Source organism: Burkholderia ubonensis (assembly GCF_001718695.1).
GTDB classification, from domain to species: Bacteria; Pseudomonadota; Gammaproteobacteria; order Burkholderiales; family Burkholderiaceae; genus Burkholderia; species Burkholderia ubonensis_B.
In genome coordinates this window covers 248,857-275,825 of sequence record NZ_CP013421.1, presented here as the reverse complement: position 1 = coordinate 275,825, position 26,969 = coordinate 248,857, and the positions used below count along the sequence as shown (strand labels likewise).

Here is a 26,969-nt window from a genome sequence, read left to right as displayed (position 1 = left end):
AAGGGCATTTTGGCGAAAATTTCACGAATCCCGGCCGACCCTCAGAAAGTCGACGAAACATGCGACATTTGTATTTAGCTGGCGCTGCGACATCTGAATCTGGGTATGACACTGGCGTAGCTCCAAGTTCATATGTCGCGTTGAGCCAGTCAGAAATGTCCGGTTCAGGCCTGCCGTTCAGGGCAATCGCACCTCTTCCAAGTCCAGCATTCCGACCATGTCACGCGCTACCTCGTCTGAAATTTCATGGTCGAGCGCAAGCTTGTAAATGGCATCCCGAGACGCTTCAATAACAGCCCGCATCACCCTCAGTTCAACATCTCGTCCCACACGCGCCCGACCGCCGATCGAACGCTCGGGAGAGTCGGCGAGCGGTTCATGCAGACCGGCCAGCACCTGATCGACTACATGCATGTATGCGTGCGCCTCTTGCGAAGATCCCCTCTCTTGCTGCTCGTCAAGTATCGATGAAACGCGGTTTACAGCTGCGCGTTGAGCCGCCTGTCGTGCGACTTCCCACTGCCGCAGGTGTGGTGATGATCGCGGTTGCCCAATGCCTTTGAGCAACCATGGCAAGCCGAGCGTCGCGGCGATCAAGGAGATGATAATCACTGCAGCAGCAAGAAAAATAGCCAGGTCGCGCGAGGGAAACGCCTCGCCGTTAGGCAGAGCCAGTGGAAGTGTCATTACGCCGGCCAACGTCACCGCACCGCGCACTCCTCCCAACGATAGCGCCAACATGATGCGCGGCGTGGCCCGCGCCTCGGGAGGCGGTGTCATTCCGCGTATGATCCGGGCGAGCCAGACTGAACCGAAAATGCATGCGAAGCGCAAGACCGCCAGCATGAGCCAGACAATAAATGCATATGCAAGCAGCGACCCTGCCTCGTGGCCCCCAATCTGCATCACGAGCTGGGCGGCAGCCTTGAAAATACCGGGCAACTGTTCGCCGAGCAGCACGAACATGATTCCGTTGAGTGTGAACTGCATCATGTCCCAAACGATCTGGCGCTGCATGCGCGCAAACGCGCTGACCCGTCCCGACAACTCCGCGCGGCTTACGGTCCAGCCGGCCGCCACGGCAGCTAAAATGCCCGAGGCGCCGATATGCTCGGCCAGGAAGTACGCAGCGAAGGGAATCAAGAGACTTAATAGAACCTCGGAGCGCGGCTCCGCCCCAAAGCGTCTTGTGAAACCGTCTCGAAGCAACGTGATGGCGGAGGTGACGAGCGCACCGGTCGCAAGGCCTGCACCCGCCACCCAGAGAAATGAGATGGCCGCCGACGATAGAGAAAATGCGCCAGTCATCGCTGCCGCAACCGCAAGGCGGAATGCGACCAACCCACTCGCGTCGTTGAACAGTGCCTCACCTTCTAGGATCGCTGTGATACGTCGAGGAATGGCCAGTCGGTGCGTGATGCCGGCCACCGCCACCGGATCGGTCGGCGAAATGATGGCTGCGAGCGCATACGCGACGGCCAACGGCATCGAGGGAATCATCCAGTGAATGGCGTAACCGGCGCCGACAACGGTCAGAATTACCAGTCCAACAGAGAGCTGAAAGATTCCGAGCTTGTCACGTCGCAGCAAGTCCTTCGGTATCCGCCATCCGTCCAAAAACAGCAGTGGCGGCAAGAACAGTAGAAAAAATAGGTCAGGATCGAGCTTGACGCCACCTTTGAAAACACCGGCTATCAGAAAGCCCAGAGAAATCTGGAGCAACGGAAGCGGTATCGCCAACGGCAGAACGCGAATTATGGCGCCGCTGATCAGCACGGCAACCAGCATAGTAATAGCAATACTAACGCTCTCCAAATCGCCCCCTTTATCTGTTCAATATCAGCGCGAGACCAGCGCTCCATTTCGTCGCGAACGGTGTAATGCTCAATGGCGAAGATCGGCGTTCACGCAATCTTCAATGATTCGAAGGGCACCTTGCTCAAACAAGTATCGTCGATTCCGTCAAGTTGACGTTCGTAGACATCTGGGCGACGCAAAAGTACTGTCGGATCGGCCCGAAGCATGGTCGAAACGCCCGCACGCGATGCACATCGCGAAGCCCGACATCTGACGTACGCGCCGTAGGTCGGCTGACGGGCTCTCGGCTAGTCATTCACGCATGCAGCCGTATCGGCGCCCGCTTCGCGTGTTCGAGATCGGGAATGTAAGCCTTCGCCGCCGCATAGCCGCGCAGCTGCGCGGTAACGATCGTGCGCGACACTGCGATTGAACGCAGCATCCTCCGAAAGAAGCGCTTTGCTGTGGCCTTGTTGCACCGATATTTTCGCCAGCATCTCGAGGTCAGCGCCATGCTCGTCAACTCCTTGCCACCACAGATACCGCTCGCCGCGTAACGTCGCGAATATCTCGGGTATTTGCCGGCAGCTTCGAAATGCCGCGGTGCTTGCGTAGATCCTTCACCGGCTCGTCCCGGCTCTCGGCCTCGCGCAAGATGCGGATGACCTGCTCGTCGATAAATCGCTTCTTCATCGAGTTCTCCTTATCTCGAGGAAAAAAGAGAACTCCCTTGCCGGATGGCTACAAGAAACGTCTCACGTCGATTCTATCATCGCTCCTCTATTGACCTTCCAGAGTTTTACAACCGCCCAGCCTATTGATGGCGCGGCGACATGGTATTCTTATAGATGCGACCGTCCTTCATGATGATCTTGATGTTTCGCTCAGGATCGGCGATAAGTGACGGATTTTCAAGCGGATTGCCATTGATGACTAGGATGTCTGCCAACGCGCGTGGTTGGATGACACCAAGCGCCCCGGGATAAGGATTTCTGCACCCGGACAAGGCGAGAAGTTCTGCATTGCGGCTCGTGCCGAGCCGCAAAACATCGATGTTCTCGAACCAGCGGGCCAGCTTGGAAAGCTGTTTTCCTTGCGTTAGGGCGCCTGCGGGATTGAATAGTACGTCCGTTCCCCACGCCATGTTCACACCATATTTTTGTCCAAGCTCGAAGGCGCGCACCGTCCCAACCGCAATTTCCTGCTGCTGTGCCCGTTGCGCGTCGGTCGCCTTCGGGTTGGCGTCCTCGTCGGCCAGAAACGGCTGCAGGCTCCACCAGGCCCCAGCGTCGCCAATCCGGCGGACCGTCTCTTCGTCCGCTAGCTGACCATGCTCGATCGACTTCACGCCGCACGACAAGGCTCTGCGAATCCCGGCCGAGGTGTACACATGCGCGCAGACGTAGGTTCCCCAGTCTGACGCGGCGGCGACGGCAGCGCGCATTTCATCTTCCGTGTATTGAACCGAGTCGAGCGGATCGAACATGGAAGACACTCCGCCGCCCGCCATGATCTTGATCTGGCTCGCGCCTAGCATCAGCTGTTCACGCACTCTTCTGAGCATGTCCGGCACACCGTCTGCGATCGAGGATATGCCGGCTACTTCCGCTGCACTGAGCGAGCACAGCGCAGTGCGCGGCAACTCGTTGCGTCTGCGAAAGTCGCCGTGCCCTGAAGTCTGAGAGATCATCGCCCCACTGGGAAAGATCCGCGGACCCATGATGCGATTCTCGTCAATCGCCCTTTTCAATGCGAAGGAGGGACCACCCACATCGCGAACAGTGGTGAAGCCGCGCATTATGGTCCGCTCAGCTTCTCGGGCCGCGAGAAGATAGATATAGGTTATGTCGGCAGTCATTGCCTCGTTAAGTGGAACGGCGGCAAGAATTGAATGCCAATGCGCATCGATCATGCCGGGCATGATGACGTGCTCCGCACAGTCGATCACCTGCGCATCACCCACATCTTGCCCGGTTGGAATCAAATCCATGCAATTGCCCGCGACCAGTATGTCGTGCCCTTCGTCAAGGCTGTTCGACTTCCCGTCGAAGATCCGCGCTCCGCGCAGGATGAGCGGGGGGCGCGGCACATTGAACGAGGCGAGCTCCAGCAGCCCGGCCGCTGCTCCCATAGCCAGATGCGAGTCGAGCTCATGCCCAGCCAAGCGACCCGACACCGCATCGCTTACTCGCTGACAAACAGCATGGGCCAGAGGACTTTGGCAACTACATCTGAACTGATACTGCAACCGCTGACTATCAAAGTCATTCTTGTCTGCCATGTTGGTCTCCGAAGCTCGTCGTACTCGTTGAATTAGATTGACACGATTTTTTTACATATACGACGGCACTGTCAACTTGCGGGAATTCGTCGATGATGATGCAAAAGGCGCTGCCGCTCACTTCGGCATGAAATCGCATATTGGCGTGGACGTCGAATCCGGGCTGGTGCATACGGTGCGGGCAGGTCGGACAACGTCATCGGTCAGTTGCCCCGCCTTGTCGCACTGATAGCGGCGCTCCAAGACCTTGCCGCCCGTGCCCTGTACGTCTGCCGGCAGGCCGCGTCGTACTGCGTCACCTGTGTCAGGCCGTTGCCCAATTCGCGCGATGTCTCCCAGTGCACGTCGTCGCGCTCGAAGTTCGCAATCGGTTTGCCATCCAGCAGCAGTCCGTGCACTGCCACAGGTGCTCGACGCCGCATTCGCCCGCCGGATCGTGCGCGCAGTCCTCATCGAACGACATGTTCACGTGCTCGCGCAGCAGATTGCCGACCGGATCCTAGAACTGGCGCACCCGTGCATTGTCGTTGAGCGCCGTCGCCAGCCGGCCGAAGCCTTCGTCTTCGAACGATTTGCGCTCGACCTTTCAGTCCGGAGCCGGCGTCAGGTAGACCGCCTTCCTCTCGTCGAAACGAGCCGGCCAGCCCGATCGATGGGCAAGACGTCTCATTGCGTCGTAGCCGAACGACTGCATGATGCCGCCTTCCTGACGATGACCGATCCGATCCGCCTCGCCGACCGGCTGCGGCTGGTAGTACACGCTCGACCGGGAAATCGCGACAAGCTTAGCCTGCTGCGCTGCCGACCAGGCATAGTTACGGTCGATCATTTCTTTGCGCTCAGCAATCCCGCCTTGTCGAGCGCGCCGCTTAGAAATGCATTTTCTAGAGTCAACGGCCCGATCTTCGCGAGCAGCGATTTTAGATCAACCGGCGGTTCGTTCGACGGCGCCCCGGCCGCGCCGAACACGTCCGACGCGCGCTCCTGCAATTGCCGTTTCCGTTCGGTAATCCGGTTCGGATGGACATCGAACTGCGGCACCAGTTCTGCCAGCGTCCGCTCGTCCTTGACCGCTGCCAGCGCCACCTTTGCTTTGAACGCCGCTGAGTGCGTCCGTCGGGTTATCTTCGTCATTTCCTCGGTTCCTTTGCCAACATTATCTCTGGCTCTGGCCCCGGCCAAACCACTTATCCGACTGTCCGAATTTACGCGGCCACCTCTGCTTCTTGCCCGTGCCTTCCGCTTCCGCAAAGCTCATCTGGCGTTTCATCGTCGTGGACTCGTTCCGTGAACTACGTTCTACAACGTACTCGGCTGCGTCAGCGATGACCACCGAGCCGGATAAATCAGTATTTCCCTAGTTGACAACTGTATTGCGGAAATCCAATACTTCCCTTTTCCTCAGATGTTGTCGACGCGATATTGCTCGGGGGATCAATGCGCGGCAGGCGGACGCGAGCCGCCTTCGCAGCGAGCGTCGGCTTCGAGCAATCTGTAATCACTAACACAGCGTGAGGAATTGCCATGCGCCGCCCTTTTTGCGTCGTTTTGACCTGTCTCGCCGCAGCAGCGACGCTCCTCGTCGAGCCGGCCGGATCGCTAGCCTGCACACGCGTTGTCTATCTCGGTGACAACGACGACGTTATCACCGCCCGATCGATGGACTGGAGACTCGACGTCGCCACCAATCTTTACATCCTTCCGCGTGGCATCGCCCGCACCGGTGAATCCGGTCCGAACTCTCTTAACTGGACCGCCAAATACGGTAGCGTCGTGGCTACCGGTTATGACGTCTCTACCACCGATGGCATGAACGAAAAGGGGCTAGCGGCTGAACTGCTCTGGCTGGTCGAATCGCAATATCCCCACTTTGACAAAAACTCGAAACCTGGACTCACCATCGCAGCATGGGCGCAGTACGTGCTGGACAATTTTGCGACCGTCGCGGAAGCCGTCGCTGCGCTCGAGAAGGAGCCGTTCACAATCGTCACTGACAATGTCCCCGGCGAACAGCGCCTCGCCACACTGCACCTCGCCATATCAGACGCGAGTGGCGACAGCGCCATCGTCGAGTACATCGGCGGCAAACAGATCATCCACCATGGTCGGCAGTACCAGGTCACGACGAACTCACCGACCTTTGACGAGCAGCTTGCACTGAACGAATATTGGAAGCAGATAGGCGGCACCGTCTGGCTGCCTGGCACCAATCGCTCTGCTGACCGGTTCGCGCGCGCCTCGTTCTACGTCAACGCTATCCCTAAGAGTGAGGACCCCGCCATTGCACTTGCCAGCGTTTTCAGCGTGATCCGTAACGTATCGGTGCCGTTCGGGATCACTACCCCGGGCGAGCCGAATATATCGTCCACACGTTGGCGCACCGTTGCCGATCACAAGCGCATGCTTTACTTCTTCGAATCGGCCGTCACTCCGAGTACTTTCTGGGTCGATCTCAAGAAGGTCGACTTCTCCGCAGGCGCACCTGTCAAACGCCTCGACCTCGGCAAGGATCAGCGCAATTTATTCGCCGGCGAAGTCTCCAAGGACTTTCAACGCGCACCCGCGTTTCCCTTCCTCGGCACCGACCTGAGTGAGTTCCGCTGAGACGTGGCGTCGCTGCTTCATGATGGACCCACTCCGGGAGTGCCATGACTCGTTTGGGCCGGATGCCTGAACCGCATCGGGAATCGTGGAGACCAGTTGGTTTAAGTTAATGCAGGCAGGTCATCGGTATTTCTGAGTTGCCTGTAGTAGTTTGCCGCAGCTTCAGCGGGCGGGATATACGGCATGCGCAGCTCGATGAGCCGCCGAGGAGACTGTTGCGACACGCGCCGACCGAGAGCCTGGAGGGGTCGCTCAAGCGTGCGCGCAACCTTGGTCAGCGCTTGGCAGCGCGTCGCGAAGCTATGGACAAGGTAATTGACCGGTTGAGCGTCTACAATCATTCGCGCTTGCACTTGACGTTGAACTACGTCAGCCAGATGCAATTCGAGCAGGACTGGCACGCCGCCCGTAGCCAACTGGTGACATAATCCGCACAACGTCAAGGAATCCGAAATTCGCGAGCAACGTCAAACTTTCGGAATAAGCGAGACCACCTCTTTGCAACTATCTATCGAACCTACCATTGCAACGGTTCACTTTTCATTGTAGTGTTCTGATGCGTCAAGCATCCGTAATGGAAAAACCAAATCCTAGAGGTGTAAATGAATCATCAAGACAGTGAATGCTGTACCGCGCATCACATCGGGCGCCGCACGACCCTGAAATCTGCACTGGGGCTTGCAGCACTTGGAATCGTCGGCGGGATTTTTCCCGAGGCCGCTGACGCGGCAGCCTTGACGAAGGCGCAGCGTGATGCGATGACGCCGGACGACGTGTTGGCAATGATCAAGAAGGGCAATGATCGATTCCGTGCAGGGAAAATGCAAACGCATGACTACCTCGCGCAGAAACGGGCGAGTGTGAGCGGCCAATACCCCGCCGCCGTGATTCTGAGCTGCATTGACTCGCGCGCTCCGGCGGAAGTGATTCTCGATGCCGGTATCGGCGATACGTTCAATGCTCGCGTCGCTGGGAACATCGCCAACGACGACCTGTTGGGCAGTCTCGAATATGCCTGTGCAGTGGCCGGCTCCAAAGTCGTACTGGTAATGGGACACACGTCATGTGGGGCAATTAAGGGGGCCATTGACGGCGTGGAACTCGGCAATCTGACGGAGTTGCTTGCGAAAATCAAACCGGCGGTCGACGGCACGACGTACACGGGTGAGCGGAGCAGCAAGAACGATGAATTCGTCGATGCGGTCGCTACGACCAACGTTCAGCTGACGATCAGCGAGATCCGTCGCCGGAGCAGCGTGCTGGCCGACCTGGAAAAGAACGGGAAGATCAAGATAGTTGGCGCCATGTACCACCTGGTAGGCGGCAAGGTGGTCCTCCTGAGCTAACCCGGTCTTTCGTGCTTCTCCCTTTGAAGTACAGCCTCGGTTGCTTCGGGCGCGGCGAAAGCAAGCGGCCGGCAAACCCGTCCCGAGTTCAACCGAGGTGCTCGATGGCTCGCAGCTGTGACGCGAGGGCAATGCGATCGGACACACGAGAGAGGTGGCCTCACTCGTTCGGCCAGTTTTCTGAGACTTTTAAGTGGGACGTCCGAGGCAATCATGCTGCCGATTTGATCGCAGGCAGCCTCGCGTAGTATGCCTCATCGGGCGTCCGACCCGCCAGGCTCGAATGGGCCCGTTTTCGGTTGTACAGCTCAATGTAGTCGCCGATGGAGCGCCGGGCATGGCTGACCGACTCGTAAGCTCGCAGGTAAACCTCTTCGTATTTGACGCTGCGTCACACGCGTTCGACGAACACGTTGTCGCGCCCAGCCCCTTTGCCGTCCATCGACAGCCGCACGCCTCGGCCCAGCACCGCCTCGGTGAAGGCTCCCGCCGTGAACTGGCTACCCTGATCGGTGTTCACGATGTCGGGGTGCCCATAGCGGGCGAACGCCTCTTCCAGCGCTTCAACGGCATGCACGGCTTCCAGCGTGATCGCCACGCGGTGCGTGAGGATCTTGCGACTGGCCCAGTCCACCACCGCAGTCAGATACACGAAGCCGCGCGCCATCGGGACGTAGGTCGTGTCGAGTACCCAGGCCTGGTTGGCCCGCTCGATCTTCGTGCTGCGCAGCAGATACGGCCAGACCTTGTGCTGCGCGTTGCGTCGACTCGTGTTCGGCTTGCAGTACAGCGCCTCCACGCCCATGCGCTTCATGAGCGTGCGTACGCGGCGGCCAACCTCGTGGCTTTCCCGGCGCAGCAGGCGAGCCAGCATGCGCGCACCGGCAAACGGAAACTCCAGATGCAGTTCGTCGATCCGGCGCATCAGCCGTTCATCGACTTCGCTGACAGGCCGCGCCCGGTAATACGCGCTCGATCTCGCGATACCAACAAGCCGGACTTGCTGCGAAACCGGCAACGCATGGCCACGGTCAATCATCGCTCTGCGCTCAGCAATCCGGCCTTGGTGAGCGCACCGCTTAAAAAATCATTTTCCAGGCTGAGTTGGCCGATCTTGGCGTGCAGGGTCTTCACGTCTACCGGTGGCTCGCTCGACACCGGGCTGGCCGCACCGAACACGTCGGCCGCGCGCTCCTGCAACTGTCGTTTCCATTCCGTGATCTGGTTCGGATGCACATCGAACTGCTGCGCCAATTCGGCGAGCGTGCGCTCGCCCTTCACTGCCGCCAGGGCCACTTTCGCTTTGAACGTCGCTGAGTGCGTGCGTCGAGTTCGTTTCGTCATTTTCTCGGTTTCTTTGCCTGCATTATCGCTGGCTCAAGCCCCGATCGTTCCACTTATCCCGCTGTCCGATTTTGCGCGGCCACCTCTGTTGCCCCGGCGTCGATGCCGAACGGTTCGATCTGCGTGCTGCTAATGCCACGCTGCTACGTATGGCATCCAATCGTTGGGGGAACCGGTAACTCACGCCGTCAAGATGGTATCGGCTCCACGCTTACGCTCAGGGGCTTAACCTTGCCATGTATTGCTGAGATTTGACCGACTTCGCGCGAATGCAATTTCGCGGCCTACTGTGGTGTCACGAAGAAGTTCCCGATACAAATGAATCGACCAATGTCTGTCCATTGACCAACCCAAGCTTCACAAAGCACTGTAGGAACTGGTCAGATTTATTCAAATTAACAAAATTCATTCGAATCACGTCGTTCAAGCCATTGCCCAAGCCCGTGGCGATTGCAGAATGTCGCCCATACAATACGCTTGACAGCCCGAACGCATAGGCGAGCCTCGCATCGTCACGCGTCTTCTCTTCGTCTTTCCAGTCCATCAATGCATCCGCAATACGCTCGAACTGCTGCAGCGATTTCTCTATCGATCCGACGGTTGAGAATTCCGACTTCCCCAATCGTACCGGCCTACCGATGTGATAACCCTGTACCCATTGCGCCCCAGACAACACGGCCGTGCGCAGCCCGGCAATGCCTTCTATGCCCTCTACCACCACCTGCTTTGCATGGCATCGGGCGCGGGCCACCAACTTCTTGAACCGATTGCATTGCGTCTGGTCACCGCAATCGGCCGGTAACATTCGACCGGCGATCTTGACGATGTCGAGTTGTGCGATGTGCGTGCTATTCTCCAAACTAAATCCATCGCCAAAATCGTCCACAGCAATGGCACATCCGCTAAGACGCAGGCGTTCGACGAACATACGCCCTGACACTGACGACAGTTGCGTGGTTTCGGTGATCTCAACGACCAGACGACAAGCAATATCTGGCCTATTTTCAAGTATCAGGAAGATTGATTCCCACCACTGGAAATTATTTGCACTTTGCGCAGAAATATTGATGCCTAAGCGTAGATCGACATTGGAATCCATTAAATCGATCGCCATGCTGACGATATATCGATCAACGAATCGCATCAATTCAAGCCGCTCCAGACTGGGTATGAACTCTGACGGATATACGATCGGAAGTCCGTCCGCGTCGACGATTCTCACCAAGCATTCGTGATATAGCACCGCTGCATCGTCCCGCACGCTCACAATCGGCTGAGCCCAGAGCATCACCCTGTCTTGAGCGATCGCCGCCAACACCGTGCCTGCGAGCCCAAGGTCAGAATCCGCATGACGCCGCATATCTTGGGCTAATCGACGTTGCATGAGCGCCTTTACGCATTGGATCATGTTCCCTCCCTACGGTGGAATGATGACGATCTACGTGCCCCCGCCGGGCGCTTGACCGGCATTGGGGTATTCGTACTTTTCGTGCAAACTCTGGCGGTTAGTCGCGCAGCCCCTTATCCCTCAAGGCTCCCCTTCCCTGCGACATCTTTTCAAAACACGATTTTGCAAATAGTTGGCCAGAAAGGTATTTTCGATCCAAAGTGCCAGAATTTTCATGAAGTGTACAAATGCCCCTTACGCGACGGATGAATTTGAACCAGACGCCAACTGACTTGTCGATCCCCAGTAATTCAATTCGAATTCTTGGTCACGACCGACATCAAGGCGCATTCACTTCCACATCGCCCGCGCTTCGAAAATTCAGCTGCTCATTCGGATTATGCGTAGCCAATCCATTCAATATGAACGAAATAAACTCTATATCGTTTGACACCCCGAGCTTGCGCATCGCGCTTCGCTTGTGCGAGCTGACTGTCTGCTTACTGCGCTTCAGGAGGAAAGAAATTTCAGTGACGGTATTGCCCGCCACGAATAGGCTCATTACCTCAGCTTCTTTTGGAGACAGGTCGGCAATCGTATTGAGCCGGCTCGTATAAATACTCTCGGCAATCGATCTGATGGTCGGCGAATTATATGTCCCGCCCGCAAAGGCCGCATGAATTGCAGTGATGACATGGCCGATTGCGTCGGCCTTACTGACCACAGAAAGATTTTTCCGGGACAGAAGAGTGTGTATCACGGCTGCATTCTTTAGTGTCGTGAGAACGACAATACCAACGTTCGGATATTCTCGTTGGAGATATTCGAAGAGCCAGGGTCCGCCACAGTATTTGTCCGTGTACATTGTGTACTCGCAGATTACAACGTCGCACGGCGTGCGCTGCAGCATTTCAATCAGATCGACCGGACTTTGGCAGGCGCCGATGAGATCTATCTGACCAGCGTTTTTGAGAATATTTTGTAATCCGATCAGAACAGAAGGATGATCGTCGGTAATTGCAACGCGGATGGAGAAATAGTTCATGTGTTCATGCCTTGCTATTTATGTGGTTCGTCGTGCCTGGTCGCCTCCTTTCGTGCCGACGCAGAGGTGTATTACGCTTTAGCTACCATACCCACGAGCTTTCGCTTTGCGCCTTGGGAGAGTTCAAACCCGGAACCCTTTCCCGCGCCGCCAATTTGACAGTCAGTTTACATATTGCTTTTCCATGTGAATATCGTACATGTCAGCTATTTGATGTGCTTTCGATCGTATTTGTACGAAAATGAAGTGCAAGACCCGTATGCGCCAGCGCTGGTAGTACAGGTGACGAACGATGGCTGCCGGGAATGCACGGTGTCGAACAGGTTAGTCATCAGGACAACGATCTTGCCGGTGGAGGCCACGTGGCGGACCAGCAGAGGCGTTTCGATAGGTCGCGGTTCGGGGTTTCGAGAAAGTGGACCAAGTGCTACCCCTGACGGTTGCAGCCTGCGACCTGACGCGGTTGAGATCGCTGACCGCGTTGCGCCCTCATAGAGCCTGAGGCCCCAGAGTGGGCACCGGAAAGCCCACGACGTTGATCCATTCGCATTGGAATCGACCGAGCAAGCCGAAAGCGACCGCTTTGCGGCGATCGTCGTGAACGGCAGAATGGAAAATACGTCAGGACGGACGGTAATTGAATGGCCTGCTAGAGCAGGCCAATTCTGAATTGACTCGTTATTCGAATAGACGATCTATGAGCAACAAACATTCGCCCCGAATTCGTTCGAACCGGGGCCTTGATCTAGCATCAGCTTGCTCGACAGGTATCACGAAGGTCGCGCATGACAGGTCGCACACGAGATTTATTGATAGCTCATCGTGAACGTCGCAACTCCATTTGCCGTTCCCGCTTTCACGCTCCCGGCTGTCTGCACGTAACGAGCCCACAGCGGTATGACCAGCCCGGACCCACCTTGCTGCACTAGCCCGCCGAACCATTGATTGGTGTTTCCCTCCGCAGAAGAGTCAGGGCCATATCCGAGCACTTCGTCATCCTTCAGAATCTCAATACGCACTCCGGCGGCCGTAGAGCCCTTCGAAAGCGACAGCATCTTCCCCGTATTCGTGGGAGTCGTTGCGTCTCTCAGCGTGACATACGCCGCGATCGCGGTTCCCTGGGCGCCGCCCGAACAGGACAGACGGATCTCGAAGGGTTTGGATGGTGAGGTTGAACCCACACCGGTGAATGTAGTCGCGGCCATTGTCTGCCCCATCGCTACCGTGATGCTCTTCGTAGTGACCGCGCAGGTTGGGACCATGGGTACCACACTAACTGGAGTGGCGAAGCTAAATTCGACCATCGACGGACCAGACTGGGAGGTCGCCGCAATGCGAGCGTAAAGATCTCTCATTAAACCACCCGCGGTTATGTTCCCGGTTTTAATTAATTGAATCGTTGGATTAACTTCTCTGCTCCAAAAACTTTTCCCCACAAGCCCATTTGAAAATGGCACAGTTTTATTTCCAAAAATAATTCGCATTCCAACATTCGGCACAGTTGTCGGGTAGATATTGTCTGCTCCGGGGGTACCGACACCCACATACCAAGCTTCAGCTTGCGGGCTGCAGACCGTTTGGGGCCCAAACTGCCCCCCCCCGAATTTGTGATCGTTGCAGTGGGCTTCCCTTCATATATTACCCCGCCGATTGGAATATCGGCTGGATTGAAGGGCGGTGGATTGAAGCCTGTGGTGGAATAGGTATAGTAAGTTAGTGAATTGGTTATAGTCGAAGCGGGATTGCACTGGGCAGCAGCCATCGCATGAATCGGCAACGCCGACGCCAGAATAAGTGATATATATTTCAATGTTTTCATCGGAATATTTTTCCAAAAAAAGAGTTTGGATCATGCCCTGGGCCGATTGTGCGTATCCACCGATAGTACTCGATGTCACATGCAAACATGTGATCGCGACCAGCGTGTTGAGTAGATCGCCTATAGAGATAGGCCTGCTGACGCTCCATTCACGATATCCCTGTATCGACACGCCACTGCATCCCGTGCCGGCATGCCGATCAGCGCCCATCCATTTGGCAGACCATCGCCACACGCTCGTACGCAACCGACTTCTTCCGTTCCGGCAACGCATAGCTGCCTTCGCACGAACCCTCGCTCCAGCGAATCGACATGCGCCCCTGCTCCTTGATGCCGAACACGAGTACGCGTGATGCATCGTCGACCATGCCGAGTACCTTGCCGCTCTCGTCGTAGGCCGTCGCGCCGAACGGTACCTTGCCGCCATTCGCAGTCGTCACGTCGAACTGGACCCGGCGGCCCATCTCCGCTGAGAACGTCGCCTTCACGATCGCGCCGCGCGTTGGCACCACCGACTTCGAGTTGTCGGTCAGGTCGGTGTCGAAACCGAGGCTCTCGGTGTCGACGCTGAGCCAGTTGTAGCGATACGGCTGCACATACGGCAGGATCGCGTAGCCGCTGCGATCGGTGCTAATGCTCGATGACGACGAGAACTGCGCACCGCGCACACCCGGCACTTCGGCGATCGCGAACGTCTCGCCAACCGTCTGGCCCAGCGTCACGCCACCGCTGTGCGCGACGACGGAACCTGCGGCGCCGACGTTCATGTGCTTGCCCTGACCGGACTGGTTGTAGTTCGTCGTCAGTTTGGCCAGTGGTGTATCCCAGCCGAGGCCCACACCGCCCGACCCTCCGGAATTCTTGCGGTAGTCGCCTTGGACCGAGTAGTTGACCGTGTTCGCTTCATTCAGGAAGCCGTTCACGCCGACTTGCGTACTGACGTCGCCGTTCGTCGATGCCACGGTGTTCGCGAACATGCGATGCGAACGGGCGCCGCCGCCGAGCGGAATGCTGATCGACGCGGTGAACTGCGTGTCGGAGCGGCCGAACGGACCCGAATCCCGTGCGTGTGCGACCGCGACGCTGTAGCTGAGATTTTTCAGCGCGCCGCTGTAGCCAAGCTGGATGTTGCGGCTCGCCCCGCCCTGGCTCCAGTAGCTCGTCTCGCCAATACTCGCGTACACCGACCCGTCCGTGCCCAGCGACTGGTTGATGTTCAGGTCGACGCGACTCTTCTGGCGGTTATACCCGCTCCCCCACTGGCGATCGAGGTCGTCGACGTGCTGGCTGAATGTACGATAGCCATCGGTCGAATAGCGGTAGCCGACCATCGTGAAGGTGGTTTCCGTCGCTTTCAGCGTTTTCGAATAGAGGAACCGAAAACTTTGCCCGCTGGACTTGCGGCCCGTCGCGTTCGACTGGCTGTGCGTAATGTCGAACGACACGCCGCCCAGCGGCGAGTTGTATCCGACCCCGAGCGCAATGGCCGCGTACCGCTCGGCGCCGATGAAACCGCCATAGCCGGTCAGGTTGTCGGACACGCCATACACCAGCGTGCCCTGCGCGAACATCGGCCGCGACTGGCTATAGCCGCGATACTGGCCGGCCGAGAACGAATAGCGCATCGTGCCGCTACGAATCATGACCGGCAGATACGAATAGGACTGCCGGTACGTGCGCACGCTGCCGTCGGATTCGATGATCCTGATCTCAAGGTCGCCGTTCGAGCCGCTCGGGTAAATGTCCCGGAATTCGAACGCCCCGGGTGTGACGGACGTCGAATAGATCACGTAGCCGTTCTGCCGTACTTCGACGACGGCATTGCTCTCGGCGATTCCGCGCACGACCGGCGCATACCCGACCTCGTTGTCCGGCAACATGCCTGTATCGGAACTGATCTGCGCGCCGAGAAAGCGTACACTGTCGAAGATCTCACCGGACGAGTACACCTCGCCCGCGGACAGCCGCCCCTTGATGTGCTGCAGGTCGCGTTCCACATAGGTGCGGTTCGCCGCCAAATCGGACGGACTGCCGCGACGCCACGACAGCGCAGATTCGTTGCGCAACCGCCACGCGCCGATGTTGAGGCCGTTGCGCAGCCCGATATACGCGTAGTCGCTGCGATATCCGGAATCCGTATCGTGACTAAAGTTCGCCTGATAGTTCGAATAGGCGGCGGTCATGCCCTGGTCCCAAAGCGACGGATCGACGTAGCCGCGCGTTTGCGTTGGCGCATAGGCCTGCGGCACGCTGACATCGAGCGTCAGTGTGCCGACGTCGAAACTCGTTGATCCGCCGTCGGCAAGTGTGCCGAGATCGACCGGCGAGTCGTCCGCCAGCCCTGCTGCCAGTTTGTGCTCGCGCTCGAGGCGATTCACGTCGACGCCCAGCGCCTTCAACAAGCCGAACGTGATCACCGGGCGAACCTCACCCGACGCATCGGCCTTGAACAGGACCGACTCACGTCTTGCACGTCGCTGATTCAACGACACATCCACATCGTAGATGCCCGGCGCAACCGAACTACCCTTTTCGAAATACGAAAGCTCGACGGGACCGTCCCCCTTCTTGAGGAACAACTCGTTGAACTCTGCTGCTTGCCCAGCCACGGGGGTCATAGCGACACCGAGCGCCATCAGATAGGACGCACGCCGACAAGCCTCTGCGATTTTCTTGACAGTTGTGTTCATGACGTGGATTGCGAGCTCTTTCTCCTCGGTGGAGGCATCAGAAATGCGCGCCCTTTTTTAATTAGTAAAACTGATTAATGTGCCGCGATAGACACGGCCATCCTCATGTCACGCGGGAGCTATTTCGTCACGTCTGACTGAGTGTCGACTGTCGCGCCGAAATCGTTGATCGACCCAAACTCGACCTTCGCATTCGCCGGCAGCGCCTTTCCAACGAGATTCTTGACGGCCAGGCGTTTCGACGATTTCGGTTCGATCATTTCAGCGACGACAGGATACGTGTTTGCGCCCGCCTTGAGATTCACGTGACCCAGCGACACGAAGTAAGGGGAGTCGTTGACGACTTCCAGCGCCGGCTTGCCGCTACCCTCGCTCCAACGCCACTTCAGCTGGCCCGGCGCATCTGAGGGTTCTCCGGACAAATCGGCAGGCCGGTAGAAGAACTTGATGCGCTGACGCACGGCGATCTGCAGCGTGTTGTCGCTCTTGGACTTCTGCGGGATCTCCTGCACGTTGAGCCAGAACGCCGACTCACGATCGGTAGCGAGCCCCTCACCCGCATAAAAGATGCGCAGGATCTGCTGCTTGTCGCCGCCCAGGCGGCTCAACGACGGCGTGATTGCAAAGGGCAGATCGCCTTTCGTGCCATTCGGCAACTCGATCCAGGACTGGATCATCACGTCGTCCGGCGACTGATTCTTGACGACGACTGACGCTTCCTTGCTCTTCGCTGGATAAACGATGCGCGTGCCAGACAACGAAACGCCGGCATGCGACGAAATTGAGAGGAACAGTATCGAGCCGGCCGCGACCAGCCCTGCAATGAGCGATTTCTTCATGGCGGATTTAACTCTGGAGGCGGCGGTGAAACGGCACGCCGTGCCGTTTCACCGCTCGATTGGGGGATTTACTCGTAGGTCAGCGTGAAAGGCAGCGTGCCGTTGGCGGTACCAGCGCCGATCTTGTCGCCGTTCGCGACGTAGCCAGCACGCATGTTCAGAGCTGCGGCGTAGGTCGGCGCTTCAGCCGTGCCGCCCTTGACCAGCGGTGCATCGATCGTCTCGTTTGCCGCCAGGTTCAGCAGCTTGTTATTGCCATCATAGATGCCGATGCCGACGCCCGTGGCCGTGCCCGAGATCTGCAGCAGGTTGTTGTTCTTGCCGTCGAGGCCCGAACCTGACTTCGCGTCGAACTTCACCTTAACGAGCGTCAAATCGGTCGCCGTGTTGCCGCAGTCGAGGCTCAGATCGATCGACGTGCCGCCTGCGATGCCGTAACCAGCGGTGCCGCCGATCGAATCCGCACTGACCGTGCCGAGGTTGACCGCGATGTCCTGGTTGCCCTTCTCGCCAGTCACGTTCGTGCCAGCACCGCCGGTGATCGAGCACGACGCCGCGGTGATGTTGCCCGTGAAGTTGATCGTACCGTCGGCTGCCATGGCCGAACCTGCTGCGAACATACCTGCGACTGCTGCGAATGCGATGAATTTCTTGTTGAGAGCCACGCTTTTCTCCAATGAAAGGTGATTGACAAACTCCTTACAGAGCGAGGTCAATGATGCCAATTCACCGATGCTTTGTATCTAGTTCGTGAACGATATTTGGCCCTCTATATATAGGACGAGTACGAATATCAATTTTTCGCCGCTTTAATCCATTGAATGTTAAATGGATTTTTCAATCTCCCGGGGTCAAACTGCATCAAGGAACGGTGCTATGCGCGTACGCTTTTACTGGCGAAGGACAGCAGGCGTGACAAGCGATCTCTGCACCGCCCAGGCCGATCGCCATCGCCGGGCGATGCGCGGGGGCTCGTCGTGCTCGAGGGCGGCCGCGTCGTGGCGCTCGATCGCGCCGCTCGAGAGCGCGAACTCGTGCTTGGGGTTGCTTATGCGCTCCTGCAGTTCACACCGAGCGTCGTCGACGCCGACGAAGCCGTGGTGGTACTCGACGTGACGGCGGGCCTGCGCCTCTTTCACGGCATCCGCGCGCTCGCGCGCGTGCCTCTCATCGTGGCGCCGGACGCCCGGCGCTATGCGAACTGGTTTGAGGATCTCGGCTGCGAAACGCTCGCCGATCTGCAGCGCTTGCCGCGCGCTGGGTTGAAGAAACGATGCGGCACGCAACTGCTCGACTGGCTCGACCAGGTCGCCGGCACCGCGCCGGCCGCCTACGACTGGCTAGAAACGCCGCCGTCGTTCGACACGCGCGTCGAACTGATGGACCGCGTCGAGCACGCCGAGGCGCTGCTGTTCGTCGCGCGCCGGCTGATCCTGCAGCTGACCGGCTGGCTCACCGCAACCTGACAGTTGTCCTGCTTGCCCAGTTGGCCGCAGTATTGCCGCGCTACGCCGACCGAATGCTTACCCTTCTTGGGGAAACCCGTGTCGTCAATGATCCAGTACAACCCGCCAGCCGGGTCCATGTGCGGCAGCACCCAGCGCCGCACTTGCTCGAAAAGCGCCGTATCGGACCATTCCGACTTCACCACGAAATGATGCAGCGACTGGTGTCGCGCGCTTACACGTTCCGGTTCCAGATGTGCCGCCAGCGGCTCGACGCTCTTGCGCCGAATTGGCAGCATCAGCCCTTGGCAATAGCCCCTCAATCCTGAGTCGCGATCGTTATGCCCAAGCGCTTCACACAAATGTTCCAGATACGCCTCGAATGACGTCTCTCCCAGTCCATCATTCCTCACGCCATGGATGAATAAATTTCTATAATGGCATGAATTTATTGACACAGTAAGATTAGACGTGCTCTATTCCCCGTTTCCTGAGCCGTCCCCAAGCTGGCCGACTTCTTCGCTTCGCGCTGTTGCAGCCAGTGCGGAGGATACTCGTCTCTTCACGTCCGACAGCGTCTCCTCGATATCACGGGAAGCGGTGTTCGAATCACCGGCGAGCAACGCCTCAAGTTTCGAACATGCGTCGACGACTTCTCCGACATGAATCATCGAGAATGCCCCCTTAATAGAATGAATCTGCGCTGATATCGTCGCCCGGTCACCTTGCGCCATCGCTGCCTCCGCCGACTGAAGCGATTCAGCGGTGAGCCGCTCCAATGTGGTTCGCGATTCATCCGATAGCACCGAAGCCGCATGCCCGGGCACCGTTTCGATCGCCGCCGCTGCCCGAGGATCAGCCGCTAGCATCAGATAGCGCCGCACTGCCGCATCGATCGAGGCAAGCGACATCGGCTTGAGTAGGATGCCGGATATGCCTGCCTCGCGAAACCGCTGTGAATCGGTAGCGGTGACGTCAGCCGTGATTGCAATGATCGGTGTCCGCGCGCCTTGACTATGTAGGCAAGCAGCAAGTGTATAGCCATCCATGACGGGCATCGCAAGGTCAGTTAGCACAAGATCGTAGTGCCGCTCATTGAAGTGTCGCAGCGCGATCAGACCGTTCTCAACGATGTCACTCGTATAGCCCAGTGCAGCGAGCTGCTCGCGAATCAGTTCGCGATTCACTTCGTGGTCTTCCACCACGAGCACGTGGATGCCGCGCGTATCTGGCTCTACCTCCGTCGCTTGCGACCCAACAGCGTGTACCGGCATCGCTCCGATGTACGGGAGAATCGGCAGCATCACCGTAAAGACACTGCCATGGCCCACCTCGCTGGCCACGTCGATCGAGCCGCCCATGCCCTCAGCCATGCGTTTGCACAGTGCCAGCCCCAGCCCCGTTCCGCCAAATCGACGCGTAACCGACACGTCAACCTGCTCGAATGCATCGAAGATGCGTGCCAGACGGTCCGACGGAATGCCGATCCCGGTGTCGGTCACGCGGATCACGAGCCGCGATGCTGCTCCACCCTCGCCCATGCCCACGTCGATTGAGACGTGCCCGCGATCCGTGAACTTAATAGCGTTACCCAGCAGGTTTGCGAAGATCTGACGGATTCGCCCAGGATCGCCGATGACGTACCGCGGAAGCGCCGGATCGATCGAGGCTTTCAATTCCAGCTGCTTGCGCTGCGCGAGCGGCATGAACATCATGATCGCCTCGCGAATGAGTTCCGCCGCATCGAACCGGATCGATTCGAAACTCATCTCGCCTGCCTCGATTTTCGAAAAGTCAAGGATGTCGTCGAGTATCCCCAGCAAGGCCCGCGACGATGACGTAATGATCCGCACCCGCGCAGCGACCGGCGCAGCCTGCGGCAGCCGCTCAAGCAGCTCAAGATGGCCAAGAATCCCATTCAGCGGCGTCCGGATTTCATGACTCATCGAGGCAACAAATGCACTCTTAGCTGCGTTTGCACTGTCCGCTGCCTGCTTGGCGGCAGCAAGCTGACGTGCCAGTTGTCTGTCAGACGTGACATCCGTCAGCGCCGCCACGACCACCGGTTGCCCTTGGTAACGAGACGGGGCCAATTTCGCGGCAACATCGATCATGGTGCCGTCTTCGGTGGGCAGGTTCAGCTCGAAATCGAATGCCGGTGATTCACCGCGGCGCGACGCTTCAAATGCGGCAGGTGCATGATAGTTGAGTACGTCGCCGATCCCGGCGCCAACCGCCGTCGCAATGCGCCTTTCGAGTGCCTGCATATGTGCGCTTTCCAGCAACACTCCATGACTGTTCGCGTTGACAAGCGCCAGTCCGACCGGTGCGGTTTCGATCAGAGTCCGACTCAGATGCTCGCTTTCGAATATGCGCTGCGAGCGCTCGAACAGTGGCGCGAGAATCCTGCGATTGAACAGAAAGACAAAGACCCACAACAGGACGATGGCGAGGCCGGTGACAATGGCAGGTGCCGTAATATCCCGCGCAACGCGAGCGGCGACGATTTGAATTGGCAACGAATAGACCAGCGTCCATCCGGTCGCGCCAAGCGGCGCACACATCAATAGGTTGCCGTCGCCGTATGTCTCGGCAGCGTCGCCCGGCGCCGGAGCCGATTTCCGGCAACCGCCCACAACGTGCCTGATCTCCCCCCCCCGAATCGACCGGATACCGTGCTAGTCACCGGCTCAGTGCGCTCGTCGAAGACCCAATACGCACCGGGAAATGACCCTGGCACTAATCGATCGAGTAGTCGCTCCGGGCTGAATTCGCCCGCTACGACTGCGGACGGTCGGCGGTTCACCTTAACGAGCGCCAGGACACGGAACTTCGATCTCCCGCTCAGAGGATCAATCGCTGGAGGCAGCCAGCGGAGTGACCGGGCGCCGCCTTGCTGCGCAATAGCCCAGGGGGCAAGATTCGAGAGTCCCGTTCCGTAGTAGCTCAACAGACGGAGCGGATCCCGTATGGTGCGCTGCGCCTGTGGACTTAATACATCGGGCAGCGGATTGATACCAACCATGGAAGCGCTCGGCGTGACGATATAGCCGCCCAGTCCCCATCGAAGGTCGACGGCGTCGTTCATCGTCTTCACCAGATTACCGCTCGAGCCAGCAGTGTTCTTCGTGACGGCAAGGAAATGTTCCTCCGATTCACCGTCCGCTCGCTGTATGCTGGAAAGACGGAGAACAAGTGCACCGCGCGCACCCGGGCCTGCGGGGAACACAATCCGACCGCCTTGTGCCTCGAACGTCCTCACATCGTTCTCGTCTCCTGAGCCGGCGCTCTCCCACGCGGCCTCGATTCCCGTCGCGACAATGCGAACCCGGGTTTCACTCGCCCGGGCGATGTCCATGACGCGCCCCAGATTACGCTGGAACGCTTTCCGCTCATCGTTAAGCTCCTCTCGGGCGAACCCGATGAGCGCCAGCACGAATGCGAACAAGATGAAGAGCGTCAGCGCGGCCGCGCCCAAGAACAGAACGTTCCGATGATGGACGCGAAAGCGGGCGAGAAAACTGGCAGGTGATGATGGACGCATGGCTGGCAAATATCGATTACGCTTGATGCTAGGTGAGTTTGCATGTCGCAGTCCTCGGCGTGCTGTCACGGTTCGCGACGCGGGAACGGAGGACCTCGTGCACAGCCCACCCAGCCCACGGGCGAGCGGGAGGTTGCCAGCCGGCCGAGATTGAATACACTACAGGGAGCATATCCTAGTATGCTTCACCTCCTGGCGTGGCGAGCGATCGGAGATGCTAGGAGAATCGTAATCGGCAAGAACATATGACGGGGAAATCGTGAGGGCTAGAAACGAGTTTTCGATTAAGGTCGTAATCGCAGACGATCATCCTACTATATTGAGCGGTCTCGTTTATACGCTGGAGCACGTCTCTACGATCGAAATCGTTGCGACCTGCCGGAACGCGCCAGAACTGATTGCCACGCTCGAGAAGCAGCCATGCGACGTGGTAGTTTCCGACTACTCAATGCCCAGTGGCGAGAGCGTCGATGGACTAGCGCTCTTCGAACACTTGCGGCGCCATTTCCAGCATGTTGGCATCGTCGCACTGACGATGATGGATAGTCCGGCAGTCATACGTGCGCTTATGTCAGTCGGGATTAACTCCATCCTCAGCAAATCGGATGTCACTGGCCACATCATCACGGCTATCCATAGCAGCTATGCGGGCGGCTCATACTTGTCCCCGACCATCGAGAAGGTTGTGACGGGCAACGAAGCCGTGAACATCGGGCAGCTGCTGTCTCCACGCGAACTCGAAGTTGCGCGGCTATTTGCATCAGGTCTATCGATTACCGAGATCGCTAAGCGGCTGAATCGCAGCAAGCAAACTATCAGCACGCAGAAGGCGATGGCAATGGAAAAACTCGGCGTTGGGGGCGATGCTGAACTTATCCGGTACGCACTCGAAAGCGGATTGGTTACCTCTCCGCCCGCCCCGAAAAGTTAGGTTCATTGAGCTTCCCCTGAAATTTCGCCTTCCATCGAGTCATGTATAAACTCGACGGAAAGGAAGGGAATCAGGGATGTTCAAGGTACCGAAACAATCGTACACGCCGGAATTCAAGGTTGCAGCCGTGCAGCGGGTCAAGGACGGCCAGGGCTTTGCTATGGTGGCCCGGGAACTGGGCATGTCGGAGCAGACGCTGCGCCACTGGGTAAAGGCCGAGGCGTCGGGCAAGCTGAATGGAGCCGGAGCGAAGCCAGTTACGCCGGAGCAGATGGAGCTTTCGCGCATGCGCGCCGAGATCAAGCGCCTGCAAATGGAACTTGAGATCGCAAAAAAAGCGGCGGCGCGTTCAACTAGTCATCGCAACACCTTCTGGTCTAATGTCGCCCCAGGAGGTAAGGTAGGTGAGCAAGAAGAAGCGGTGTGGGCTATCCGCCGGACAAAAAGCGTTGTTGTGGCAAAGATGGAAAGACGGTGAGTCGTTAAGCGACATCGGCCGCTCGCTAGGCAAGCATGCAGCATCCATTCACGCGATTGTTCGACCCCACGGCGGCATCATGCCAACGGCAAGGAAGCGGTCGACCCGGGTCCTTTGCCACATGGAGCTTTTGCCTGATTGCGCCAAGCTTGTCTGGCGAACAAGCAAGTTCCACGGCCATGGCCTCATATGCATCGAGGGTAAGCACGAGACCAGTACCGTCTGTGAACGCTCGGTGACGAGTGCCATGATGTCCTATGAAGGACACGAATGACCGGTCGTGTCCACGATAGGAGTTGTGGACAGAGTGAGGTCGGACGGAATTCGTGGAGGCCAACGGGTTAAGCAGCGATCTGATTCAAATAGAAGCGCTGCGTGAACGCGACAGGCGATTGGTAGTTCAGACGCGCCTGCGTGCGCTGCCGGTTGTAGAAGATTTCGATGTATTCGCTGATCGCCAGGCGCGCCTGCTCGCGCGTGGCGAAGCGTTGATGATAGACCAGTTCATTCTTCAGCGTTCCCCAGAAGGATTCGATGGGCGCGTTGTCGTAGCAGTTGCCACGGCGGCTCATCGACGCGCGCATGTCAAACTGGCCGATGAGTGCTTGATAAGCCAGCGCACAATATTGCGACCCACGGTCGCTATGATGAATCAGGCCCGCCGGCGGTCGTCGGGTTGCGACAGCGCGAAACAGTGCCTGCATGACCAGATTTTTCGTCATACGTTCGCTCATCGCATAGCCGACGATTTCGCCGCTGTACAGGTCCTTCAGGCCGGCAAGATACAGCCAGCCCTCGTCGGTCGCGATATAGGTGATGTCACCGCACCAGGCCTGATTGGGCGCGGTCACTGAGAAATCCTGGTTCAACAGATTCGGCGCGACAGGCAGGTCGTGCTTCGAATTCGTCGTGGCCTTGAACCGGCGTTTCTGCTTGCAGCGCAGTCCCAGTTTTCTACGCAGTCGCCTGATCCGGTGCACGCCGATTCGCACGCCACGTTCATCGAGATGTTGCTTCAGGCGCTCGGGCCCGAAGCTTTCCCGAGTTCGCTGATGTGCCGCAAGTACCTCCGCTTCCAGGCGAGGCTCCTGCTGCGTTCTTTCGGACGGCCCGCGCTTGCGCCACGCATAGTAGCCGCTCACCGATACACCCAGCACGCGGCACATCGGCGGCACGGGATAGTCCTGTCGCATTTGTTCGATCACGCCGTACTTCACCGCGACTCCTTCGCGAAGTACGTCGCGAACTTTTTTAGCAGATCGCGCTCCATTTTGACCTCGGCCAGTTCGCGCTTGACCTGCGCCAGCTCGGCCTCCATTTCCGTCAGTGGCCTCTGGTGCCGGCCGACATCTTTCAGCTTACCGGCCTTCGCCGCGCGCACCCAGTTTGCCAGCGTCTTGATTGGGATCGACAAGCGCCGGGAAGCTTCCGATACCCCCACACCTTCGGCCAACGCCAACTTGACCGCTTCGTCGCGAAGCTCCTTCGTATAGACCGCTCTTGGAATTCGATTCATCCATGCCTCCGTTTCTCGATTTTACGAAACGTTGGCTTCCATTTTTTCCGACCGGCCTCAACAAGGCGCTAATCGTCGAAGCCGGAGCCCAGCAGACGGAAGTGACTTCCCCGGCAAACGTTATGGCGCGAACCGGTGGACAGCTCTTGCTGTTGACCTCGCGCGCGTCGTTGGCCAGCACGCTCGCGCACTTCGATTTTTCGTGGTTCGTGCCCGCCATCGTCAAGTATCGCCGCTTGCTTCTCGAAGTGACGGCAGTGTCCGCGGCGCTTCAGTTGTTCGCGCTGATCTCGCCCCTGATGTTTCAGGTGGTAATGGACAAGGTGCTGGTCAATCGGGCTTTCGAAACGCTGAACGTGGTGTGTGTCGCACTGCTCGTCAGTGGCGTGTTCGAAATTCTGCTGACGGGTGTGCGCAATTACGTGGCCCATACTGCGAGCCGGATCGATGTCGAGCTCGGCGCGAAGCTGTTCAGGCACTTGTTGACCTTGCCGCTGGCGTACTTCGGCGCGCGCCGCGTCGGTGACACGGTGGCTCGCGTGCGCGAGCTTGAGAACATTCGCAGCTTTCTGACCGGGCAAGCACTCACGGCCGTCATCGATTTGTTCTTTTCGATCATCTTTATCGCGGTCATGTGCCTGTACAGCGTCTGGCTGACGCTGGTTGTGGTCGTCTCGCTGCCGGTCTATGCAGGCATCTCGATGCTGATCACGCCGATCCTGCGCAAGCGGCTCGATGAGAAATTCGCGCGCACGGCGGATAACCAGTCTTTTCTGGTCGAAACCGTGTCGGGTGTCGAGACCGTCAAGTCCATGGCGATCGAGCCGCAATTTACACGCCGTTGGGACAATCAGCTCGCGGGCTACGTGGCCGCCGGCTTTCGCGTGACGACGCTCGGCAATATCGGTCAACAGCTCATCCAGCTGGTCGGCAAGCTCGTCTCGCTGGTGACGCTGTATTTGGGCGCACGTCTGGTCATTGAAGGCCGATTGTCCGTCGGCCAGCTCGTTGCGTTCAACATGATGTCCCAGCATGTCGCCGCGCCGGTGTTGCGGCTCGCGCAGCTCTGGCAGGATTTTCAGCAGGTCGGCGTCTCGATGAGCCGCCTGGGCGACATCTTGAACACCCGAACTGAGCTCGCACAGAGCCGACAGACATTGCCCGCCGTGCGGGGCAATATCAGCTTCCAATCGGTCCGCTGTCGCTACCGCTCAGACGGACCGGCCATTCTCGATGACGTATCGCTCGACATCGCCGCAGGGGAAGTCATTGGCATTGTGGGACGCTCGGGGTCGGGCAAGAGCACGCTGACGAAACTCGTGCAGCGCCTCTACCTGCCCGAACAAGGACGCGTGCGCATCGATGGTATCGACCTGGCGCTCGCTGAACCGGCGTGGCTGCGCCGGCAAATCGGCGTCGTGCTGCAGGAGAACCGCCTGTTCAATCGTTCGATTCGCGAGAACATTGCCGTCACGGATCCGGCCGCGTCGCTGGACATCGTGATTCGCGCCGCGCAACTCGCGGGCGCTCACGATTTCATCTCGGAGTTACCGGAAGGCTACGACACGATGGTGGGCGAACAGGGGGCCAATCTGTCTGGCGGTCAGCGCCAGCGGATCGCCATTGCGCGAGCGCTGGTAACGAACCCACGCATCCTGATCTTCGACGAAGCGACGAGCGCGCTCGATTTCGAGACCGAGCACATTATTCAGAACAACATGAAGGCAATGTGCGCGGGACGCACGGTGATCATCATCGCGCACCGGCTCAGCTCGGTCCGGCATGCGAACCACATCATCGCGATGGACAAGGGGCGGATTGTCGAAAAGGGCACGCACGAGACCTTGCTCCAAAAGCGCGGCTACTACGCGCACCTTGTCGCGCTGCAAAACGCCTGATCGCC

17 protein-coding genes and 8 pseudogenes are annotated in these 26,969 nt (G+C 58.3%); 9 read left to right on the top strand and 16 right to left on the bottom strand.

Annotated elements, in window-relative coordinates; all coding sequences use genetic code 11:
- Positions 1–177: 177 nt before the first annotated feature.
- The 5 genes and pseudogenes from WJ35_RS16310 to WJ35_RS16295 all read right to left on the bottom strand — a co-directional run.
- The gene (locus WJ35_RS16310; RefSeq protein WP_224383381.1) at positions 178–1,788 is read right to left on the bottom strand and encodes a Na+/H+ antiporter; all 1,611 of its coding nucleotides are present in this window, start codon (positions 1,786–1,788) and stop codon (positions 178–180) included.
- 325 nt (positions 1,789–2,113) lie between these two features.
- Complete coding sequence (locus WJ35_RS31305; protein ID WP_144410671.1) at positions 2,114–2,311, bottom strand: hypothetical protein; 198 nt, start codon at positions 2,309–2,311, stop codon at positions 2,114–2,116.
- Between the two features lie 5 nt (positions 2,312–2,316).
- Positions 2,317–2,490, bottom strand: coding sequence for a hypothetical protein (locus WJ35_RS31300; RefSeq protein WP_155121927.1), 174 nt, complete (start codon positions 2,488–2,490; stop codon positions 2,317–2,319).
- Between the two features lie 121 nt (positions 2,491–2,611).
- Positions 2,612–4,078, bottom strand: coding sequence for a metal-dependent hydrolase family protein (locus WJ35_RS16305; RefSeq protein WP_045579191.1), 1,467 nt, complete (start codon positions 4,076–4,078; stop codon positions 2,612–2,614).
- 724 nt (positions 4,079–4,802) lie between these two features.
- Positions 4,803–5,212, bottom strand: a pseudogene (locus WJ35_RS16295) (IS3 family transposase); the annotation flags it as partial.
- Positions 5,213–5,602: 390 nt separating this feature from the next.
- Between WJ35_RS16295 and WJ35_RS16290 the strand changes: the two are divergent.
- The 3 genes and pseudogenes from WJ35_RS16290 (at position 5,603) to WJ35_RS16285 (ending at position 8,028) form a co-directional block, all read left to right on the top strand.
- Positions 5,603–6,682 (top strand): linear amide C-N hydrolase, encoded by a 1,080-nt coding sequence (locus tag WJ35_RS16290; protein WP_069239519.1) that lies wholly within the window; start codon positions 5,603–5,605, stop codon positions 6,680–6,682.
- Positions 6,683–6,859: 177 nt separating this feature from the next.
- Positions 6,860–7,110 (top strand): annotated as a pseudogene (locus tag WJ35_RS30270) (IS3 family transposase); the annotation flags it as partial.
- A 174-nt stretch (positions 7,111–7,284) separates the two neighbouring features.
- Positions 7,285–8,028, top strand: coding sequence for a carbonic anhydrase family protein (locus WJ35_RS16285; RefSeq protein WP_045579196.1), 744 nt, complete (start codon positions 7,285–7,287; stop codon positions 8,026–8,028).
- A 211-nt stretch (positions 8,029–8,239) separates the two neighbouring features.
- On the opposite strand, the pseudogene WJ35_RS16280 reads toward WJ35_RS16285, so the two are convergent.
- Positions 8,240–9,372: pseudogene (locus tag WJ35_RS16280) on the bottom strand (IS3 family transposase).
- A gap of 92 nt (positions 9,373–9,464) precedes the next feature.
- On the opposite strand from WJ35_RS16280, the pseudogene WJ35_RS31295 reads away from it, so the two are divergent.
- Positions 9,465–9,551, top strand: a pseudogene (locus WJ35_RS31295) (plasmid pRiA4b ORF-3 family protein); the annotation flags it as partial.
- A 116-nt stretch (positions 9,552–9,667) separates the two neighbouring features.
- Here the strand turns inward: WJ35_RS31295 and WJ35_RS16270 are convergent.
- The 6 genes from WJ35_RS16270 to WJ35_RS16250 form a co-directional block, all read right to left on the bottom strand.
- A complete protein-coding gene (locus WJ35_RS16270; RefSeq protein ID WP_069239518.1) occupies positions 9,668–10,780 on the bottom strand; it encodes an EAL domain-containing protein in 1,113 nt (370 codons plus the stop codon).
- Positions 10,781–11,099: 319 nt separating this feature from the next.
- Complete coding sequence (locus WJ35_RS30265) at positions 11,100–11,804, bottom strand: response regulator transcription factor (RefSeq protein ID WP_080484355.1); 705 nt, start codon at positions 11,802–11,804, stop codon at positions 11,100–11,102.
- An 806-nt stretch (positions 11,805–12,610) separates the two neighbouring features.
- Positions 12,611–13,288, bottom strand: a complete 678-nt coding sequence (locus WJ35_RS16265; RefSeq protein WP_080484354.1) for a fimbrial protein — start codon at positions 13,286–13,288, stop codon at positions 12,611–12,613.
- Between the two features lie 535 nt (positions 13,289–13,823).
- Positions 13,824–16,313 (bottom strand): fimbria/pilus outer membrane usher protein, encoded by a 2,490-nt coding sequence (locus WJ35_RS16260; RefSeq protein ID WP_069239517.1) that lies wholly within the window; start codon positions 16,311–16,313, stop codon positions 13,824–13,826.
- A 119-nt stretch (positions 16,314–16,432) separates the two neighbouring features.
- On the bottom strand, positions 16,433–17,152 hold the full coding sequence (locus WJ35_RS16255) for a molecular chaperone (RefSeq protein WP_069239516.1): 720 nt from the start codon (positions 17,150–17,152) through the stop codon (positions 16,433–16,435).
- Positions 17,153–17,220: 68 nt separating this feature from the next.
- Complete coding sequence (locus tag WJ35_RS16250; RefSeq protein WP_230459704.1) at positions 17,221–17,817, bottom strand: fimbrial protein; 597 nt, start codon at positions 17,815–17,817, stop codon at positions 17,221–17,223.
- Between the two features lie 312 nt (positions 17,818–18,129).
- On the opposite strand from WJ35_RS16250, the pseudogene WJ35_RS16245 reads away from it, so the two are divergent.
- Positions 18,130–18,612, top strand: a pseudogene (locus tag WJ35_RS16245) (DNA polymerase Y family protein); the annotation flags it as partial.
- On the opposite strand, the pseudogene WJ35_RS30260 reads toward WJ35_RS16245, so the two are convergent.
- The 3 genes and pseudogenes from WJ35_RS30260 to WJ35_RS16235 form a co-directional block, all read right to left on the bottom strand.
- Positions 18,591–18,995 (bottom strand): annotated as a pseudogene (locus tag WJ35_RS30260) (IS701 family transposase); the annotation flags it as partial. The pseudogenes WJ35_RS16245 and WJ35_RS30260 overlap by 22 nt on opposite strands.
- A 78-nt stretch (positions 18,996–19,073) precedes the next feature.
- On the bottom strand, positions 19,074–21,161 hold the full coding sequence (locus WJ35_RS16240) for a hybrid sensor histidine kinase/response regulator (protein ID WP_069239513.1): 2,088 nt from the start codon (positions 21,159–21,161) through the stop codon (positions 19,074–19,076).
- A complete protein-coding gene (locus WJ35_RS16235; RefSeq protein WP_155121926.1) occupies positions 21,161–22,141 on the bottom strand; it encodes a hypothetical protein in 981 nt (326 codons plus the stop codon). Before WJ35_RS16235 ends, WJ35_RS16240 begins: the two co-directional genes overlap by 1 nt.
- Before the next feature lie 319 nt (positions 22,142–22,460).
- On the opposite strand from WJ35_RS16235, the gene WJ35_RS16230 reads away from it, so the two are divergent.
- From WJ35_RS16230 to WJ35_RS32740, 3 genes and pseudogenes are all read left to right on the top strand, one after another.
- Positions 22,461–23,072 (top strand): response regulator, encoded by a 612-nt coding sequence (locus tag WJ35_RS16230; RefSeq protein WP_418219606.1) that lies wholly within the window; start codon positions 22,461–22,463, stop codon positions 23,070–23,072.
- 76 nt (positions 23,073–23,148) lie between these two features.
- Positions 23,149–23,412, top strand: a pseudogene (locus WJ35_RS16225) (transposase); the annotation flags it as partial.
- Positions 23,413–23,476: 64 nt separating this feature from the next.
- A pseudogene (locus tag WJ35_RS32740) lies at positions 23,477–23,665 on the top strand (IS30 family transposase); the annotation flags it as partial.
- A gap of 226 nt (positions 23,666–23,891) precedes the next feature.
- Here the strand turns inward: WJ35_RS32740 and WJ35_RS16220 are convergent.
- Positions 23,892–25,066, bottom strand: a protein-coding gene (locus WJ35_RS16220) for an IS3-like element ISBvi4 family transposase (protein ID WP_155121863.1) whose coding sequence is annotated in 2 segments (ribosomal slippage) — positions 23,892–24,805 and positions 24,805–25,066 — 1,176 coding nt in all. Because the reading frame shifts where the segments join, the coding sequence is not laid out codon by codon here.
- Positions 25,067–25,068: 2 nt separating this feature from the next.
- On the opposite strand from WJ35_RS16220, the gene WJ35_RS16210 reads away from it, so the two are divergent.
- Positions 25,069–26,964, top strand: a complete 1,896-nt coding sequence (locus WJ35_RS16210; protein WP_080484351.1) for a type I secretion system permease/ATPase — start codon at positions 25,069–25,071, stop codon at positions 26,962–26,964.
- Positions 26,965–26,969: the final 5 nt, after the last annotated feature.